Genomic DNA, 20040 nt, shown 5'->3' with positions numbered 1-20040 from the left:
ATCAAAGAAAGGAGGAAACCTATGTCAAATTTATTAATATTTGATCCTGCCGATAATCTGCTTGCCGTTTTATCGAATGAAGCAGAAGATGCATGCGCTTTTTGGGATGCGCCATATAAAGAAATGCTTAATCAAGGATCAACATTTGAGTTCATGGCAGATGGAACACATGAGGATTCGAAATATATCATAGCTGAAAACCAAGTTGCATTTATGGATAAAGATGGTGCATTTAGGCTTTTTGTCATAAAAGAGCCAGAGCGCATCAATGGAGAATCTGGACCAGAGCTACATGCCATTTGTGAACCTGCTATGCTTGAGCTAAACGACGAGATTATCACAGATGTAAGACCGTTTAATACAACTTTACGAGATGCACTTACGAGAGCATTAAACGGAGTACGATGGCAAGTAGGACAAACCAGTGATAGCTTTGGATTAAATTCTACAAACTTTTATTATATATCTGTAACCGAAGCAATCGAGGATATTATTAATAATTGGGGCGGAGAAATCCGCGATAGAGTGGAAATACAGGGTAATAGAATTGTAGGCAGATATATTGATATTTTAACCATGCGTGGAACTAATACTGGAAAGCGATGGGAAATGGACAAAGATATTTTAAGCATACGGCATCAAGTGCAATCCTATCCTAAGACAGCGTTGTATGGGCGTGGTGCATCTTTAGAATTAGAAGATGAAGAAGGAAACGCAACTGGCGGATATTCTCGGAAAATTTCTTTTGCTGATGTGGAATGGAAAAAAGCTAACGGTAATCCAGTTGATAAGCCTAAGGGACAGGAATGGGTTGGTGATCCGGAAGCGTTAAATATTTATGGCCGTCCCAATAAAGATGGTACCATTCGCCATCGATTCGGAATTTTCGAATCCAGTGAACAGGAAGACCCAGCCCAATTGTTATTAGAAACCTGGAACGCACTTCAAGAACAGAAGCATCCACTCGATAATTATGAGATGGATGTTTTTTTAATGGAAGAACTTACGGGATATGAACATGAGAAAGTCCGTTTAGGTGATATTACAGTTGCAATAGATCGTTCTTTTGCCAAACCAATTGAAGCAGAAGAAAGGGTAATCTCGTTTGAGTATGATGTTGCTGACCCAGAACATTCCGGAAAAGTCGAACTTGGCCAGTTTATCAATTTATATGATGCAGAGTTAGATAATCGTATTGATAAGCTTGAACGCAAAATAAATGATCGTGCAGGTATTTGGGATAATGCCACAAAAATAATCGATGCAGCTAACGGTAAGAATAAAAATTACTACAGCCCTATAGAGCCAGTCGGAGAGTTCTTAGAAGGCGATCAGTGGTTTAAGGTAATCGATGGGGAGTATACGCAAACCTATATTTGGAATGGTGAGCGATGGCAACTAATTGTGGACATGGATGTTAATGTGGCCAAACAAGAGGCAGCAGAAGCTACAGAACGAGCTGAAGATGCTTTTAACAGAGCTAACGAAGCAACCGAAAATGCACAAAAAGCTATTGAAGATGCCCAAACTTCATTTGATAAAGCACAAGATGCCTTAGATACCGCAAGTGCTGTTAATGGCATAGCAGTTGATGCGGTTAATGTGGCTAATACAGCTAAGCAAAATGCACAGAATGCTTTAAATAAAGCGAGTTCTTTAGAGACAGAAGTAGAGTCAATAAGTGATGATTTAGCAGAAGCAGGCGGTAAGATAACCACTATAGTGCAGAATGTTGATACGATTAATAATTCTTTAACTTCAACAATTAGAACGCTATCTAATTTAGATGGAGTTGTATCGGAACAGCAAACGATTATTACTGCATTAGATGAAAAAATAGAGTTAAGAGCAACAAAAACGAGCGTTGATACGTTAACCGGACGTGTAACAAATGCAGAGAGTAATATTACATCTATGTCTGGACAAATTTCCCTAATGGCTAAGGCGGAAGATGTTTATACCAAAGCTCAAGTTGATTCTTCTATGAAGGGAAAAGTTGATACGTCTACTTACACAAGTAAGATGTCTCAAATTGATTTAAGTATCAACGGTATTTCTAATCGTGTTTCATCCACAGAATCAAGTATTAATTCTATTAATAGCAATATAGCTAGCCTTGATATTAAGGCAGATGGAATTATTTCTTCGGTTTCACAAGTTCAGACCAATTTAGATAATTTGGAGATTGGTGGAAGAAACTATGCATTAGAAACCAGTAATAATAAAACCTTTACTGGGAAAGGTGGAACAAATGAAACTGCTACTTTGTATCCTGTAGATTTTTCTAAATTAGCTGGTAAAACTATTACGATATCATTTGATTACGTAGCTTCTAACACTGTTGGAACATTTAGAGTTCAACAACTTTCAACGCCATACATCAGTATAACTGATTTTAATATTCCACTCAAAACAGAATTAACACATTATTCACGTACTATGACACTATCAAGTAGTGCTAGTGAACCTAAATTTATAGGTATCAGAATGGATAATGTTACTGGAAGTATCACTATTTCTAATTTGAAGTTAGAGATAGGCAGTAAAGCAACTGACTGGACGCCCGCACCCGAAGATATGGCAACAGTCACCCAATTTAGCACATTAGAACAAACAGTTAGCGGTATTACAACAAGGGTTGGAACTGCAGAAGGTAATATCAGTACATTACAACAAACTGCTAGTGGTTTAGCAAGCAGAATAACAAATACAGAGGGCGATATTAGTACGCTCACTCAAACAGCACAAGGTCTTCAAAATCGCGTTTCAGATGCAGAAGGAAACATCACCAGTGTTACTCAGATTGCAACGGGGTTACAATCACGAATGACCAATGCCGAGGGAAGTATTAACACACTTACCCAAACAGCAAGCAGTTTGACGAGTACCATTTCAAGTGTGCAAACCGATTTAAATAATTTAGAAATAGGCGGGAGAAATCTTGTTCAAAACACTTCTAGCGATTTTAAAACTGCAACTTTCGGTGGATGGGATTTTTATTTCGCTGACAAAGTACAGCATTGGTCAAAAGGAATGATTTTAACAGGTAGAATTTATTTAAAACCCACCAATCAAGACGCGTCCATTATGCTTCATGTTCGTTATACAGGTGGAACGTATAACCAATATCGCGGTAATGTAATAAAAGCAGGTGGAGAAGGATATTCAGCTATAACAATTACCGTTCCTAATAGGGATGATATTAGTCATATAGAGTATTCTATTCGACATAGTTCAGCTACTACACCTAGTGATACTGTCCGATATAAAGAAGCAAAAGTCGAGAAAGGAAATAAACCTACCGATTGGTCACCAGCTCCGGAGGATATGGCAACCGTATCACAATTTAGTCAACTATCAGATGCTATCAATCTAAGAGTTACAAAAAACGATGTAGTTAATCAGATAAATCTTGATACATCTGGAATCCTTATTCAAGGTAAGAAATTAGTACTTGATGGAAACGTAACGGTTAACGGAACTTTTAAAGTAGGAAATGGTAATATCACAAGTTTGGATGCTGGAAAAGTAACCGCAGGCACATTAGATGCCGCGAAAGTTTCTGTAATTAACTTGAATGCTTCCAATATCAAAACAGGAACATTAAGCGGCGTTAGGATTATATCAACAGCAAGCGGAGATACAACAGAGATTACAGGAGGGAATATCTCTTCAACGGGTACAATCACTCGAATATTTGGCGCTTCTAGTATAGCGACATATGTTTCTACTTTTGATTCTTACAACGGTGTGGTTCGTGTAGGAATCACTAGCAAAAAATCAAATGGCGTTGAAAGGGTAGATTCTGCGGGTGGTAGAGCAACCATGTTAACTGACAAAGGAATCACAACACAGCGCGCCGTTCACTCGGGAACAACCGACAAAAATGGTGCTAGATTCATAGATTTCTTTGCAAACGAAACTATAAATTCGGGCGTACAAGGTTTGGGTATGCACATATTTAGTGGTCAAGATATGCGGATAGAAGCAACAAACGGAATCACGCTAACACGTGCAGGAAATAGTGATAATGTATTATTCGTTGATGGTGATATGAGGGCAAGACAAGCGCTTGTTAATACTATTCAATACAATAACGATTTTAGCGGCGTGAATATCTATATTAAGCCTAGTGCAACTGGTGAAGTAAGATTTACAGCTGCAAACACGATGGAAAATTATGTTGATATAAGAGCAAGACAAGTATTCTCAAACACTCTTCAAAATAATAGCGGTGTTGATGGGGGAAATATGTATATCAAACCTGCCGGAAGCGGAGAATTAAGAGTTACGAGGGAAAATACCTTAGATACTTATCTTGATTTAAGAGCAAGACAATTGTTCGCTAATACTTTGCAAAGAAATAGTGGAGCCAGCGGTATAAATATTTATATAAAGCCTGCTGCCGGCGGAGAAGTGAGAGCAACAGTAGAAAATACAACAGATAGCTATGTACCAATGAGAGCATCAAGCTTCCCAACTGGCTCCATGGCAGAGTATAAGCAAGATATTAGACCACACACTGATAGCGCACTAGCTATTATTAATAGTGCAACTATCTATGATTACCGATTACGCTCGGAAGTTTCTCAAGGTAAGGACAGAGTTCGTATTGGATTGGTCATTGGTGAAGGTTATAAAACGCCATCCTGTGTTGTAGATGGAGACGGTGTAGAACAGTACATGATGAATAGTTTGTCATGGTTTGCCATTCAAGAGTTGGATAAAAAATATAAAGCATTAGAAGTTGAAAACTTTGTTTTAAAACGCAGAGTAGAAGAATTAGAAAAAGCTGTTTATGCAGCATAAAAAAATTAAAAGCAAAGCTGATCGTAAAATTCGGTCAGCTTTTTATTATGGAGGAAAAGTCATGAAAATATCAATCAAAGTATCTTATTTACCCGCAGCAGTAGAGTTTTTATATAACTTAACACTGAAAGGAAAACAATCTCGACATCGTTCTCGCTTTGTTAAAGCTATGCAAGAAAAGTGGAAACAAGTTGTGGAAGAAGAACAAGAATTGTTAAAAGAGTACGCAGGCACAGATGAGGAAGGAAATCCGAATAAAAAAGAAGATGGTTCATTTGATGTAAAAGATGTAAAAGGATTCAAAGAACAACAAAAGGAATTATTTGATGAACTTTTTGTCATTGAAGGAGGCGATGCCACTGGTTATTTAAAAACAGTGAAAGAAATCTTATTAGGTTATGACGGAGAAGTCAGCGGAAAAGATGCAGAAGTCTATGATTATCTTTATGAAGTCTTTGAAAATAGCGATGAGAACAAGGAGGAAAATAAATAATGATTACAATTGAAGTAACCAGCGTAAATATTGCATACAACAAAGGAACAGTCAGTGGGGTTAATGTTAACTTTTTTGCAACACATGAGCACCAAACAATCAATTTAAATGGATATATTCCTTTAACATTCGAGGAATACACTCCAATCGCGAATGACATCAGTGGTTTGCAAGCTAAAGTCAAAGAAAAGGTAATCGAATCAATTGTAGGAACAGAAGCCGAATAGGCTTTTTTATTATGTCTGGAAAGGATAAGGGGAAAATGGAAAAACAACATGGATTAAGTATTGCGATAGGTGTTATTGGGGGGATTTGGTCAGTAATGGTGGGGAGTTTTGGTCTAGCGGTGTCAGTGCTGCTGGTGGTCATGCTTGCGGATTATGTGACCGGATTATTATGTGCATTTGTAAATAAAGAATTAAATAGCGCAAAGGGGACAAGAGGCTTTATAAAAAAGTTGATTGTCCTTATTTTAATTGGTCTATTATATCTTATTGAAATATCTTTGAACGGAACTGCAGCAGGTGGAGAAGGAGCAGCATGGGCGTACATTGCAATTGAATTTATTAGCATTACTGAAAATGCTGGAAAGATTGGCGTTCCACTAGGACCGTTGGGCAATATCATTGCAGTGCTAAAAGAAAAAGTAAAGGGAAGGAAAGAGTAGCTTAGCGGCTGCTCTTTTTTTATGAGGTGATTGTATGTTTAAGAAAATTAAATGGTTCTTTAGCAAAGTAGACAAAGAAGAAATTGAAATCTTATTAAACGAAAAATATTAAGGAGTGTGGAAAGAATGAGCTTGAAAACTTTACAAGATAAAGCTATTAAACGTATGGGAGCAGTTAAAACAATTGTAAAAGAAAAGGCATTAGAGATTATTGAAGAAGCTTACAATGAAGGAATTTACGTATTGATTACAGACGGCTATCGTTCATATGCGGAACAAGATGCTTTATATGCGCAGGGCAGAACAAAGCCTGGTAAAATCGTTACAAATGCAAAGGGTGGACAATCTAACCATAATTTTGGTATTGCGGTAGACTTTTGTTTAACTAACAAAGAAGGTACAGACGCATATTGGACGGTTAATAAAGACTGGAAACGCGTTGCAGCTATCGCAAAATCAAAAGGGTTCGAATGGGGTGGAGACTGGACTAGCTTTAAAGATAATCCGCATCTAGAGTACACTGGAAAAATAACGGTGGTACCAGAAGAAACCAAGGTTGGTTCAGAAATTATTACTGCTCCTTCCATATTAGAAAAAGGAGATAAAGGAACTGCCGTTAAAAAGTTGCAACAAAAACTAATCGATAAAGGCTTTAAGCTAACGAAATATGGTGCAGATGGTAATTATGGAGATGAGACAGTTAATGCAGTCAAAGCTTTTCAGAAAGCTGTAAAAATAACAGTAGATGGCGTATATGGTCCTGTCACAGCTAAAAAGTTAGACGAATATAAGAAGCCATCCACATCGAATAAAGCGAATAGTGAAGCTATAGTACCTTATCCAGGGCATTTAATAAAAGTTGGAAGTAAAGGTAAAGATGTGGAGCGTATTCAACGTGCGGTAGGAGTAACAGCAGATGGAATCTTTGGTAATGCTACTAAAAAAGCTGTACAAGCATATCAAAAACGACATGGATTAGACGTAGATGGCATTGTTGGTAAAAACACTTGGAATAAGATGTTTTAAATTATGTAATATTTAATTAAAGTAAAAAGGACAGGTATATAGTTCCTGTCCTTTTCTAACGTATAAAATAGCGAATATAATATTAGCGAATTTATAAGCGAATATTAAGTAGTTACATAATATACCAAATAGAATGAGAACGTCAAGCAGAACACAAAAAAATTATTCAGCTTCTGTAGCTGCAATTTGTGTACTTGTATTTAATTGAAGTAGTGCATGCCCTTTTTCTGAAACTTTTATACTGTTTTTAACCTGTCCATTTTTTAGCTTTTTGTTACTATCTTCAATATAATTTTGAATTTGTAACAACTCGATTAAGTCACTAGCTGTTAATTCAGGAATCTCAAGTAATTTTGAGAATTGTCCTTTTAAATAAGGAGCTCCTAGAAATTTTATACCTTCTGCTTCATATTTACTTTCCCAATCAACAATAATCTGTAAACCAGGGATGATATAGTCATTTACATTATAAATTTTTCTTTCTATGTTTAGAAAGTCACTTAAGTCTTCTGAATGATGTACGTAATTACTCATTTCAACATATTTGGGAGCAGCATCGGAAAGATAAAATAATTCAACTCTTTTCCCTTTATACATCATTCTACTCATAATAGGTATCATATCGCTGTCAGCAGTAACAAATACATAACAAGTTATACCTGGATCTTTATATGTATTTTCTATTGCATCAATGCAAAGTTCTATGTCCGAAGAGTTTTTTCTATTTTCTCCTTCTTTTCCATTCGAATAAACATGTCTAATTTGAACCCTGTTCTTTTGAAGGTTGGTTAGGCTTGTTCTAATCTTTTGAAAATCGGCGTATACTCGAAATGTTCTTACATGATCTTGACCATACCTTTTCCACAATTGATGGAATAGATTTTTCTCTAAATCCTCATGATCAGGATCATGGTTGAAGATTTTTTTCAATGTCCAATATACATTGTCATAGTCAACGAATATTGCAACATTATCAAGTAAATCTACATGGTTTAAAGCTCTAACGGTTTCTTCTGTAGATTTTCCAATTATATCGAAGAATAAACCGATTGATTCCTCAAATTCCTTATCTTGATTAGTAGGTTTTACTATTGTTGTAGATTTAGTCTTTTTGGGACTTGACATAATTTTCTCCTTTCTTACAATTAATATCATAATTTTACAATTTTATCTAACTGTGAAACAAGTAATTTATGAATTTTTTTTGAAAATAAGAGTATTTTTATAAAGAATCGCTTTCTAACAAAAAATGTTTATGGCTGTCTAACTTTTTATTTTGTATAATCTGTGAACAAACAGGAAATTCCCTTCAAAATAAAGAAACCTCCTTAGTATGAAAGGAGGGATAAAATGACCGACTTTGAAATATTGTTGCAGCTTAATGAACAGTATGAATCCGCGAAAGACTCCACTGATTTAAAACATCTAATCGATACCTTCTTAGAATCATTTCCTGCCGATGTATAACTCTCTAACCAATTCAGAAATATCATTTGTTTCATTGTAAATTACCTTTCTTAGAGTGATCTTATTGACGTTATCTCTAATCAATTTATCACAAGCAATCTTAGCAACTCGTGCTGCTTCTTTACCTGGATCTATTTTATATTCAAATGAATCAACCTCATAATTTCCACGTTGTAAAGTATTGTTTGAACCTAATCCAGGATAGTGAGTAGCGTAATATATAGCAATATGTATTTGCATAAGGTTCTCCTTATTAAAAAGCCCAACTCGTATGAGAAGGGCTTTATTTCATATATTTTGTCTATAGCTTATGTTCATATTGTTTTTATTATCCAACACTGCACGGCGAATTGCTTCTTTCACTTGAACAGGATCCTTGATACGTTTAATTGTATATGTTGGGTGAGATTCATCGGAACTATGTATTTCAATATCCCCAAAGCCTCCAAGTTTTTCTTTCATGCCTTGCTTAACTGCAACGTCTTTAATTTTATATAGTTCAATCTCATCTCGCTTAGTAGACATGACACCCACTTTATTAATCAATAGACGTTCAGTAGTTAGTTCGTAATTGTGCTGCGGAACGGATACCTGGAATCCTCCAAGCATACCCTTCTTGTTTTCCATACCAAACATGTACGTTTGAAATGTTAATAATGTTCTTTCTGAGGGTGATTGCTCTACTTCCGGTTGAGGAGCAGCCACTTCTCCAAGCTTATATCCGCACTCCGGACAAAACTTCATACCTTCTGCTTTTGTTCCACACTCTGGGCAAAATTTCATCTTATCACTCCTAGTTTTAATAGTACTTTAATCATACAATAAATGGATCGGGTAAATTATGCATTCGACAAAAATAGACAATAAATTCAAGAGGGTATGTAAGAGACATGTTGATTTAAGAGCCTCGTAATTGCTTTTAAAATAACTTATGCATTCATAACCAGCTGTTTGTGGCGCTGGGAAAACGGAGATTCTTTTTAAAGGAATTGAAAAAGCATTGCGTGATAATCAACGTGTATGTATTGCTACTCCTCGTACAGATGTTGTCCTCGAATTGGCCCCTCGATTACAGGAGGTTTTTCCAGAAATAAAGGTATTGCCTGTTTATGGTGGTAGTGAAGATCGTCATCAGTTTAGTCCGCTAACGATTAGCACGACCCATCAGCTTTTTCGGTTCCACCGAGCCTTTGACCTCATTATTTTAGATGAAATGGATGCGTTTCCATATTCCGTTGATAAATCGCTTCAATATGCTGTGCAAAAAGCCAAGAAGGAACAATCGACACTTATTTATTTAACGGCGACTCCCGATAAAGACTGGCAAGAAAAGTGTAAGCATAACAAAGTTCACTTTGTGACCATTCCAGCACGCTTTCATCAATATCCGTTGCCTGTTCCAGATTTTCAATGGTGTGGGAATTGGGAAAAGGGCTTGAAAAAGGACAAGCTCCCTGCCATGCTTGTTGATTGGATTCGTGAACGAGTTCCACAAAATAAACCTATGCTCTTATTCGTGCCCAAAATTCATTATATGGAAAAAGTGAAAAAGCTGTTGCAACCAATTGTTGATAAGGTTGAAGCCGTTCATGCTGAAGATCCTGATCGAAAGGAAAAGGTACAAAAAATGCGTAATAAAGAAGTGGATTTGCTTGTTACAACAACGATTTTAGAGAGGGGCGTTACTTTTCCAAATGTAGATGTTGCTGTTTTAGGAGCGGAAAATCGGATTTTCACAGAGAGTGCTCTTGTACAGATTGCGGGAAGAGTAGGAAGGAAAAAGGAATTTCCAGATGGAGCGATAACTTTTTTTCATTATGGAAAAACAAATAATATGGTATTAGCGCGAAAGCAAATTAAGCGAAGCAATCAAGAAGCAGGAGAGAAAGGGATGCTACTGTTATGATTTGCGTGATTTGCTTAGCACCAGTTATACCGGAATTTAATTGGACCTATCTTTTCTCGAAAGCACCAGAATGCTATTTATGTGCGGGCTGTAAGGAGAAGTTAGCAGTAATAAAGGGAGAGACTTGCCGAATTTGTGGCCGATCTCTTCAGTTCTTGGAGTCCGTTCATGTTAAAGAGGGCATGTGCTATGATTGTCAAAAATGGGAAGACGAAGAGGAATGGAAAGGAATACTGCAATCCAACCAATCGTTATTTTTGTACAATGATTTTTTGAAAGAAACGATTGCACGGTTTAAATATAGAGGGGACTATAATATAGCTGCAGCCTTTGTTTCTTTTTTACCGAAGGATTTCGGAAAAAATAAAGTGGTGATGCCTATTCCATTAAGTGACGAACGTTTGTACGAAAGAGGCTTTAATCAAGTAGAGGCAGTTCTCTTTTATGCAAAAGTTCCTTATGTAAATGGTCTTGTGCGCATACATAGTGAAAAACAATCGAAAAAAACACGAAAACAACGATTACAGATAGGAAATATTTTTAAAATAGAGCAAAAAGAGGCTGTTATCGCTCAAGATATTATTCTGGTTGACGATATATATACTACAGGTGCAACGCTACGAAATGCAGCGAAAGTGCTAAAGGAAGCCGGAGCAAAGTCCATCACTTCCTTTACAATTGCAAGATGAGGAGGAATCATGGATGGCTGAACTAGGGAATTGCCCAAACTGTGGCGATATATATGTGATAAATAACATTCGAGATGTGTGTTTGAAATGCTATAAACAAGAAGAAGCAGATTATGAAAAAGTATACCAATATATTCGCAAAAAGCAGAATCGCACAGCGCAGATGGATGATGTGGTCGAAGCGACTGGTGTAGAAAGAACATTGATATATAAATTTATCAAAAAAGGCAGAATCAAGCTTGCCCAATTCCCTAATCTTGGATATCCCTGTGCCAAGTGTGGAACGATTATTCGAGAAGGGAAGCTGTGTCATTCTTGTTTATCAGGAATACAGAATGATCTAAATGTGATGGAAAAGGAAGAAGAAAGAAAAAGAGAAATGGAAGAAAGAAATAAATCAGCCTATCGAGTATTAGATAAAAGGTAGAATAATTAAAAAAGTTTAATAGAATTGTAATTCTATTAAACTTTTTTAATTAAATTTTACCATTTTTATTGAATAAATAAAGTTAGAAAGCATTGGGCCGATATAGTAAGAAGAATGTATTTTATGGGAGTGTTATTATGCAAATATCTAATAAAACCCAACTATCCAATGTAACAACCAATGAAAAACAATTAGAGCTTTTAAAAAATGAAACATATAATGCACAAATTAAATCTCGGATTTCAGAAAATGAAGCGGTTGTCCAAATTAAAGGAAAAGACTTTAATGTGAAATTTGAAGAAACGATTCCAAAGGAAAATCGAGTTTCTGTCCAAATTAGTGATATGGATGGTGGTGAAATAAAGGTTAAAACAATCACCACTACTGCTCCTGACTTACCATCAAATCCTTCATCAGAAAAAATGATAGAAGATATGAGCATTTCAGAAAAAAGTAAAAATGAATTAAGAATGGCAACGGCTATTTTAGGAAAAAAAACTACCATAAATAGAGATACATTAGTCCAGTTAAATACATTTTTAGAAAATGAAACAGGGACAATAGAAGAAAAATTAGTTTCATTACGTGCTCTGGCAAGCAAAAATCTGGAGATATCAGCAGTTAATTTGCGTTCTATCCATGCAGCAGTTAATGGAGAGCCGTTGAATGATATCATTACAAAAATAGCAAATGTAATTGATCCTAATTTTCAAAAAAATGTATCGAAAAATCAAGTAGAACATCATAATCCAGTCTATGCTTTAAAAAATGAAACTAGTTCAAAGCAAAATAATGCTTTGACAAAATTAATAAGTGAATTATCTTCTGCAATGGAAACGGAAGAGGATATTCAAAAGGGAATAGAGTTATTACGTACAAAATTAAACGAAAATCCACGGATATCGAAAGAGCATATAAAAAGTATTACACAAGCTATACAAGATTCTGAAAAACTACAATCAATAGCCAAAACAAAAATAATGGATGTATTGACAAATATAAAATTAGACGATTTACAAGAGGCTGCTACGGAATTGAATAAAGTGAAAGACCAAATAAAACAAGAGCCTAATCTACAAAAGGCAATCCAAACAGTAAAAGAAACAATTATCAACAATCCGAAAATGCCACCGGAAGTAGTAAAACAAGTAGAACAGGCAGTAAGAGAAGCGACAATAAGCCAGCGTTTAGGCCAAGAAAGTGCTGGCCGCGAGAAATTAGTACAAGCAGTCACAAAGGCCGAACAAGAAATTACGGCCCAACAATCCAAACCTGCAGCAACAGGCCAAAGCAAAGCCGTACAAGACCAATTGACTCAAACGAAAGACCAAATAAAACAAGAGCCTAACCTACAAAAGGCAATCCAAACGGTAAAGGAAACAATTATCAACAATCCAAAAATGCCGCCGGAAGTAGTAAAACAGGTAGAACAGGCAGTAAGAGAAGCGACAATAAGCCAGCGTTTGGGCCAGGAAAGTGCGGGCAGAGAGAAGCTTGTGCAGGCATTGACTCGTGCCGAACAAGAAGTAACGGCTCAGCAATCTAAACCAATAGCAACAGATAAAGCAGTGCAAAATCAATTGACTCAAACGAAAGACCAAATAAAACAAGAGCCTAATCTACAAAAAGCAATCCAGACGGTAAAAGAGACGATTATCAACAATCCGAAAATGCCGCCGGAAGTAGTAAAACAAGTAGAACAGGCAGTAAGAGAAGCGACAATAAGCCAGCGTTTGGGCCAGGAAAGTGCGGGCAGAGAGAAGCTTGTGCAGGCATTGACTCGTGCCGAACAAGAAGTAACGGCTCAGCAAGCTAAACCAATAGCAACAGATAAAGCAGTGCAAAATCAATTGACTCAAACGAAAGACCAAATAAAACAAGAGCCTAATCTACAAAAGGCAATCCAAACAGTAAAAGAAATAATTGTCAATAATCCAAAAATACCGCCAGAAGTAGTAAAACAGGTAGAACAGGCGGTAAGAGAAGCAACAATAAGCCTGCGTTTAGGCCAAGAAAATGCGGGCAGAGAGAAATTAGTGCAAGCACTGACTCGTGCCGAACAAGAAGTAACAGCCCAACAATTCAAACCAATAGCAACAGACCAAAGCAAAGCCGTACAAGACCAATTGACTCAAACGAAAGACCAAATAAAACAAGAGCCTAATCTACAAAAAGCAATCCAAACAGTAAAAGAAACAATTGTCAATAATCCAAAAATGCCGCCAGAAGTAGTAAAACAGGTAGAACAGGCAGTAAGAGAAGCGACAATAAGCCAGCGTTTAGGCCAAGAAAGTGCGGGCAGAGAGAAATTAGTGCAAGCACTGACTCGTGCCGAACAAGAAGTAACAGCCCAACAAGCCAAACCAATAGCAACAGATAAAGCAGTGCAAAATCAATTGACTCAAACGAAAGACCAAATAAAACAAGAGCCTAATCTACAAAAAGCAATCCAAACAGTAAAAGAAACAATTGTCAATAATCCAAAAATGCCGCCAGAAGTAGTAAAACAGGTAGAACAGGCGGTAAGAGAAGCAACAATAAGCCTGCGTTTAGGCCAAGAAAATGCGGGCAGAGAGAAATTAGTGCAAGCACTGACTCGTGCCGAACAAGAAGTAACAGCCCAACAATTCAAACCAATAGCAACAGACCAAAGCAAAGCCGTGCAAGATCAATTAACTCAAACGAAAGACCAAATAAAACAAGAGCCTAATCTACAAAAGGCAATCCAAACAGTAAAAGAAACAATTGTCAATAATCCAAAAATGCCGCCAGAAGTAGTAAAACAAGTAGAACAGGCAGTAAGAGAAGCGACAATAAGCCAGCGTTTAGGCCAAGAAAGTGCGGGCAGAGAGAAATTAGTGCAAGCACTGACTCGTGCCGAACAAGAAGTAACGGCCCAACAATTCAAACCAATAGCAACAGACCAAAGCAAAGCCGTGCAGGATCAATTAACTCAAACGAAAGACCAAATAAAACAAGACCCTAATCTACAAAAAGCAATCCAAACGGTAAAAGAGACGATTATTAACAATCCGAAAATGCCGCCGGAAGTAGTAAAGCAAGTGGTACAGGTTATTAATCAAGCAGATCAATTAAATGCAGCAGCCAAAGAGCGTATAATAACTGCTCTTAATCAGATTATCGAAATGGATAATTCAAAAATTCCTAATGAAAAGAGTCAAGTTCAACAAAATGAGAGCAATAGAGAAGCTGCTAAGACTAACACGACTCAATTACAGATGGAGACTATCAAACAAGCTGCTAAACAAATACAAAAAGAGCCTATCCTAGAAAAGGCACTAAATGATTTAAAATCTGAGCTTAGTAAAAATGAAAACTTAAGTCCAGATAAAAAAGAAAAGATAGAAAAAGCAATTAATACTTCATTAGAGTTAAATAGTAAAGGCAGAGAGATGGCATCAAGACAAAACATTTCTAAAGCTTTACAGGAAGTAGAAACAGCAATACAACAAGAAAACAAAAATTATGGAGAAGATAGTTCTCTAAAACAAGTGGAGATGGAAGAAAAACGATGGGATAGTCAGTTGCAAGCCATGGGAATATCTTCAAAGGATATATTGGTAACAAAAATATCTCAAAAACTAGCAGAGGCAACACATGAATTTAGAGATATAAAGAGAGAAATCTATCGAAATTTAGATAATGCGCAAAAATTAATGAAAAAGTACAAGGATTCAAGTATCCCACAAGCATCCAAAATAATTGAAAGTACAATTGCTAAATTAGATCAAACAATTTTAAAAAGTGATTTAATGTTATATGCCGATATGCGTACCGAAAAACGACTACTCCAGGCGAGCTCACAATTAGCAGAAGCAAAAAAATATCTTTCTAATGGAAATACTGCCAAAGCAACTGAAATTGTTTCAGAGGTGAAAAAGATGGTTGATAGTATTCAATATAAGCCATCTGAACAAAAAATTGTCCACTATGTTTCAAAAAATAGTGCGTTATTAGAAGAAGTATCTCCATTGAAAAGTTTGGTAAAACAATCTGAGGATATTGGAAGGAATTATATATTAGAAGGAGAAGAGCCTTCTTCACGACAAATGTATGAAAAAATCCGCTCATTCGGTTTAAATCGAGAGAGTGATGTAGCAAATAGACTTGTTTCAAGTCATACTCCAACTAAAGAACAGGAAGACAATCTGAAGACAACATTATTGAAATTAGCAAGTAGTGAAAATTTAGGTGATGAAACAGTAAGCAGGCAGGCGGAACAGGCATTAAACAATATTAACGGACAACAATTATTAAATAAGCAAGATTCATCTAGCCAATTGCAAAGTATGTTCTTTAATTTGCCCATGCTGTTAGGCGAGAAAAATGAGAACATACAAGTATTTATCAATTCAAAATCAAAAGGGGAACAAGTAGATTGGGAAAATTGCAATCTTTACTTTCTTTTAGAAACGAAGAAATTAGGAGATGTTGGAATTTTATTGAATGCAACAGATCGCAATCTATCCATCACCGTAAAAAATGATTCAGCAGATTTTGAAAAGAAAATGTCGCCACTATCTAAAATTGCGGTAGATCGTTTACAAGAGATTGGTTATCAAGTACAAAATATCCATTTTACGCATCTTACAAATCCTTCAGCTGATACAATAGAGAAAAAAGATAATAAAAGACTTGCCAGCGTTAATGATTTCATACAAGAGAAAGGAGTTAACTTACAAATATGAGCATGACAAGATATTATAATCAAAAAAATCGCTTTGAAAGAAATGGACCAGTTGCAGCAGTATTAAAATATGACGATAAAAGCACTGCCCCTTCTGTTGTTGCACAAGGGAAGGGAGCAGTTGCTCAACAAATAATAGAATTGGCCCAGAAAAATAATATCCATATGCAAGAAGACTCCTCTCTTGTTGCCAATCTATTAGATATGGACTTAGGAGATAGTATTCCTCCTCAATTATATTCAGTAATAGCAGAAATTCTTCTATTAATTGAAGAAATGAATAAAAAATATTAAAGAAATTAAAAGATGTTCCGATAAAAAAAGCAGGAGCATTTTGGAGGTGGAAAATCATGGCTAACCTTATTTCAGAAGAAGTACTCTATCAAAAATCTCCACAAGAACTCACAGCATTATTATATGAAGCATGTCTAAATAATTTAGAAGAAGCAATTGAAAACATAGAAAATAAGGATTATATCCTCGCGAATGTAAAATTAAAGAAAGCTAATGACATTGTCTGGAGACTTGGCGCTGGGATTAACTATGAGGCAGGAATTATCGCCGATCAACTAGACATGTTATATAACTATATTGCAGGAAAACTTATTGATGCCAATTTAAAAAAAGATATATCCATTATCCAAGAAGTCAAAACGATAATAGAAGAACTACTTGCAGCTTGGTCTGTAAGCATGAAAGAAAAAACACCTAAGATAAATACTGGTCTTCGCCAAAAAACATTGGCATACGAAAAAAATATCATGACATATGATAAAAATTAAAACAAAAGGAGTATATTAAAATGAAAATTAATCACAATATTCAGGCACTAAATGCTTACCGTAATCTATATCAAAACCAATTCAATACTTCCAAAAACCTAGAAAGACTATCTTCTGGTTTAAGAATCAATCGTGCAGCCGATGATGCAGCAGGGCTTGCAATTTCAGAAAAAATGCGTTCACAAATTAAAGGTTTATCTATGGCAGAACGCAACTCACTTGATGGCGTTTCTTTAATGCAAGTAGCGGAAGGAGCAATGAACGAAGTACACTCAATGCTTCAACGTATGCGTGAATTATCAGTGCAAGCAGCAAATGACACAAATACAGATTCAGATCGTGAGTCTATTCAATTAGAAATTGATCAGTTATTAAAAGAGATTGATAGTGTTGCTGCTAAAACTGAATTTAATACGCGTAAACTATTAGATGGTTCTAGTGCGGTAGATACACAATTCCTTGTAGGAGAACAGGATAAAACAAATTTAAAGCAGGTTCCGACAGTAGTAGATCCTACCTTAGCAACTGGCAAATATGAAGTGGCAGTTTCGGGAACTCCACAATTTGTTAATACGTTAAATCAGCCAGGTGCTGGAATCAGTTCCTCAGATGTTCTTACAATGGATTCAGACAGTGACTTAGCATTAGGAGAATACTCTGTTGTAGTTACAGGATATCAGGATGATGGAACAAAAAGAAGCGCCAATATTGAAATTTTTGATCCAAGCGGATTTTCTATTGGACAGCTTGCGGCAGTAGTTGGTGAAGATGGTGCAGAAGAGACAATTGGAACAGAAACTGGCAAGCAAATAAAGATAGATACAACACAAATCACTGGAAACGGTACAGCAAAAGTTCAAATAGAATCTAAAGTTACATTATCTGTATCTAAAGTAAATGAAGATGATTCTACAACGCCAATTACTTTCTCGAAAGAGCTCATTACAAGAAATGGAGAAGTAGAGCACGGCGGATTGAAGTTATCTTTTGGAGCAAATGTTAAAGAAGGCGAATCGCAATTTGATTTAACAAACAAAGCCCTAACATTCCAAATTGGTGCCAATACAAATCAGAATTTAAATATTGATATCCCGCAATTAAGCACAGTAAAACTTGGAATAAATGATTTAAGTATTCTTTCAAATGATAGTGCAAGCAAAGCAATTTTCAATATTGACCAAGCAATTAATCAGATTTCATCTATTCGTGCTAAGCTAGGTGCTACACAAAACCGTTTAGAGCATACAATTAGCAATCTGCAAGTAACAAATGAGAACTTAACATCTGCTGAATCACGTATCCGTGATACAGATATGGCTCAAGAAATGACCGAGTTTACAAAAAATAATATCTTGAATCAATCAGCGCAAGCGATGTTGGCTCAAGCAAATCAATTACCAAATGGAGTTTTACAGCTTCTACAATCGTAATTATTAAATCTAAGCTAGTCCTGGTAAAAGATGGACTAGCTTTCTTCTTTTGGTTTTATGATAATATAGAAGGAAAACAATAAACCTAATTACAATTTTTCATCTCTTGTAAATCTAAATATATTTATAATTATTAAAGGGAGGTATATATTTGGAAGTTCAGAGAGTTTCGAGGACAACTACGGATAAAATAAAAAGTAAAGATAACTTGCCAGCGGAAAGTATTTCTTTTCAAGAAGTTATTTCTAAAAATCGTCAGCAGGCTGTTTATGAAAAATTATCAAAATTAGTAGAAGAAATTGAGGGACAAGGGAAGAAATTATCGGAACATCGTACGGTAGATGATTTGCGTAGATATAAAAAAATGGTAAAAGATTTTATGGATGAAGCAGTTAACAATGCCTTGAAATTAGAAGAGCAAAGTGGTTTTAATCGCAGAGGAAGAACGAAAGTATACAAGATCGTTAAAGAAGTGGATAAAAAGTTGTTGGAATTAACCAATACCTTATTAGACAAAGAAAAAAACGGTTTAGATATATTACAATCAGTCGGAGAAATTCAAGGGCTTTTAATTAATATTTATACCTGAATAAGTATTTAGAACTATTGCGGCAAGTGAATTCTCTGGGATTCTATGCTGCTTTTTTTATTATATCGGGATATTTACCTAAATAGAACATGAAATAAGAATAGGCTGGTTAGAATAGAAATAGGAATATCAGTCTAATTTTTATAAAAACAAGTTTTAGTCTTTAAAAGGAAAATTTTTGACCGATATAGAAGATAGAAGAACAAGAACTGAAAGATGATTATAGTTAAAATTCAATATATGAAACGGAAGGTCGAATTTTTTGTAGAGGAGTGTAAAAATGAAAATTAATAATTTTAATCCAGTAAATATGAACCCATATAAAAAACAAATGGAAAAAAATGCTGCTGCACAAAATATTAAAAAAGAAGATAAAGTGGAAATATCAAAAGCTGCGTTAGAACTTCAAGGTACACAAGATGAAGTTAGACTTGAAAAAATTCAGGAGCTAAAAAAACAAATTAGTGACGGAACATATCAAGTAGACTCAAAAGAAGTTGCCGAAAAAATTCTATCATTCTGGAAAAAGGGCTGAGGAAAGATAGGTGGAATTTCGGATGCAGATCGAAACGATTGAAGCTTCATTAAATGACATACTTTCCTTGCATGAAGATCTGTTGAAACTTTCTTTTGAAAAAAAAGACATACTTATTAAAGGGGATACAGATCAATTACGAGCAATAACAGGAAAAGAACAAAAGTTAATAAAAGCTATTCAAAAAAAGGATCAAGAATTGCAATGGAATTGTAATGGCTTTATAGGTAGTGAACAAAAGCAGACGACATTAGATGATGTTATAAAAACGGTTGACGATCAAACGAAAGATATATTAATGGAAATAAAACAGAAACTGGTAGAAGTGCTGGGGTTAATAAAAACGCAAAATGAGACAAATCAACAACTTATTAATCAATCTCTGCAATTTATTGAGGTCTCGCTTGACTTATTAAAACCCGATATAGACACCTATAATTACAATCGTTCAGAATCGAAAACATCTTATGAAAAAGAAAGATATTCGATATTTGAATCAAAGGTTTAGGAGG

Annotated in this window: 17 protein-coding genes and 1 pseudogene; 15 read left to right on the top strand and 3 right to left on the bottom strand. The window is 35.6% G+C overall.

Going from position 1 to position 20040, the window contains the following annotated elements:
• The first annotated feature begins 21 nt into the window (after window positions 1-21).
• The 5 genes from MHH96_RS01110 to MHH96_RS01090 all read left to right on the top strand — a co-directional run bounded on the left by MHH96_RS01110 (window position 22) and on the right by MHH96_RS01090 (window position 6995).
• Window positions 22-4809 carry a phage tail protein gene (locus MHH96_RS01110; RefSeq protein ID WP_341116403.1) on the top strand — a complete coding sequence of 1596 codons (4788 nt, stop codon included), beginning with the start codon at window positions 22-24 and terminating at the stop codon, window positions 4807-4809.
• A gap of 61 nt (window positions 4810-4870) precedes the next feature.
• Entirely contained in the window at window positions 4871-5302 is a 432-nt protein-coding gene (locus MHH96_RS01105; RefSeq protein WP_156485373.1) for a hypothetical protein, read from the top strand.
• The gene (locus tag MHH96_RS01100; RefSeq protein WP_341116397.1) at window positions 5302-5529 is read left to right on the top strand and encodes a hypothetical protein; all 228 of its coding nucleotides are present in this window, start codon (window positions 5302-5304) and stop codon (window positions 5527-5529) included. Before MHH96_RS01105 ends, MHH96_RS01100 begins: the two co-directional genes overlap by 1 nt.
• A 35-nt stretch (window positions 5530-5564) precedes the next feature.
• Complete coding sequence (locus MHH96_RS01095) at window positions 5565-5969, top strand: phage holin family protein (RefSeq protein WP_341116396.1); 405 nt, start codon at window positions 5565-5567, stop codon at window positions 5967-5969.
• A 126-nt stretch (window positions 5970-6095) separates the two neighbouring features.
• Window positions 6096-6995 carry a peptidoglycan-binding protein gene (locus MHH96_RS01090; protein WP_341116395.1) on the top strand — a complete coding sequence of 300 codons (900 nt, stop codon included), beginning with the start codon at window positions 6096-6098 and terminating at the stop codon, window positions 6993-6995.
• Window positions 6996-7157: 162 nt separating this feature from the next.
• Here MHH96_RS01090 and MHH96_RS01085 read toward each other — a convergent pair whose 3' ends face one another.
• From MHH96_RS01085 to MHH96_RS01075, 3 genes are all read right to left on the bottom strand, one after another.
• A complete protein-coding gene (locus MHH96_RS01085; protein WP_095320695.1) occupies window positions 7158-8120 on the bottom strand; it encodes an NYN domain-containing protein in 963 nt (320 codons plus the stop codon).
• Between the two features lie 321 nt (window positions 8121-8441).
• A complete protein-coding gene (locus tag MHH96_RS01080) occupies window positions 8442-8702 on the bottom strand; it encodes a hypothetical protein (RefSeq protein WP_341116391.1) in 261 nt (86 codons plus the stop codon).
• 48 nt (window positions 8703-8750) lie between these two features.
• Window positions 8751-9245 carry a PH domain-containing protein gene (locus tag MHH96_RS01075; protein WP_341116389.1) on the bottom strand — a complete coding sequence of 165 codons (495 nt, stop codon included), beginning with the start codon at window positions 9243-9245 and terminating at the stop codon, window positions 8751-8753.
• 163 nt (window positions 9246-9408) lie between these two features.
• On the opposite strand from MHH96_RS01075, the pseudogene MHH96_RS01070 reads away from it, so the two are divergent.
• The 10 genes and pseudogenes from MHH96_RS01070 to MHH96_RS01025 all read left to right on the top strand — a co-directional run.
• Window positions 9409-10368: pseudogene (locus tag MHH96_RS01070) on the top strand (DEAD/DEAH box helicase); the annotation flags it as partial.
• Window positions 10365-11057, top strand: coding sequence for a ComF family protein (locus MHH96_RS01065; RefSeq protein ID WP_047943676.1), 693 nt, complete (start codon window positions 10365-10367; stop codon window positions 11055-11057). The pseudogene MHH96_RS01070 and the gene MHH96_RS01065, both read left to right, overlap by 4 nt.
• 13 nt (window positions 11058-11070) lie before the next feature.
• Window positions 11071-11484 carry a TIGR03826 family flagellar region protein gene (locus MHH96_RS01060; protein WP_047943677.1) on the top strand — a complete coding sequence of 138 codons (414 nt, stop codon included), beginning with the start codon at window positions 11071-11073 and terminating at the stop codon, window positions 11482-11484.
• A gap of 137 nt (window positions 11485-11621) precedes the next feature.
• Window positions 11622-16193 (top strand): hypothetical protein, encoded by a 4572-nt coding sequence (locus MHH96_RS01055; RefSeq protein WP_341116386.1) that lies wholly within the window; start codon window positions 11622-11624, stop codon window positions 16191-16193.
• Window positions 16190-16486 carry an EscU/YscU/HrcU family type III secretion system export apparatus switch protein gene (locus MHH96_RS01050; protein WP_047944767.1) on the top strand — a complete coding sequence of 99 codons (297 nt, stop codon included), beginning with the start codon at window positions 16190-16192 and terminating at the stop codon, window positions 16484-16486. The genes MHH96_RS01055 and MHH96_RS01050 overlap by 4 nt, the downstream gene beginning before the upstream one ends.
• Before the next feature lie 56 nt (window positions 16487-16542).
• Window positions 16543-16974, top strand: coding sequence for a flagellar export chaperone FliS (gene fliS, locus MHH96_RS01045; protein ID WP_047944768.1), 432 nt, complete (start codon window positions 16543-16545; stop codon window positions 16972-16974).
• A gap of 20 nt (window positions 16975-16994) precedes the next feature.
• Complete coding sequence (locus MHH96_RS01040) at window positions 16995-18404, top strand: flagellin N-terminal helical domain-containing protein (protein ID WP_047944769.1); 1410 nt, start codon at window positions 16995-16997, stop codon at window positions 18402-18404.
• Window positions 18405-18555: 151 nt separating this feature from the next.
• Window positions 18556-18993 (top strand): YaaR family protein, encoded by a 438-nt coding sequence (locus MHH96_RS01035; protein ID WP_047944770.1) that lies wholly within the window; start codon window positions 18556-18558, stop codon window positions 18991-18993.
• Window positions 18994-19273: 280 nt separating this feature from the next.
• Window positions 19274-19528, top strand: coding sequence for a flagellar biosynthesis anti-sigma factor FlgM (gene flgM / locus MHH96_RS01030; protein WP_047944771.1), 255 nt, complete (start codon window positions 19274-19276; stop codon window positions 19526-19528).
• Window positions 19529-19550: 22 nt separating this feature from the next.
• The gene (locus tag MHH96_RS01025; protein ID WP_047944772.1) at window positions 19551-20036 is read left to right on the top strand and encodes a flagellar protein FlgN; all 486 of its coding nucleotides are present in this window, start codon (window positions 19551-19553) and stop codon (window positions 20034-20036) included.
• Window positions 20037-20040: the final 4 nt, after the last annotated feature.

The organism is Niallia sp. FSL K6-0212 (genome assembly GCF_038007605.1).
Classification (GTDB): domain Bacteria; phylum Bacillota; class Bacilli; order Bacillales; family Cytobacillaceae; genus Niallia; species Niallia circulans.
The sequence above is the reverse complement of the archived record's forward strand: the minus strand, read 5'-3'. Positions and strand labels throughout refer to the sequence as shown.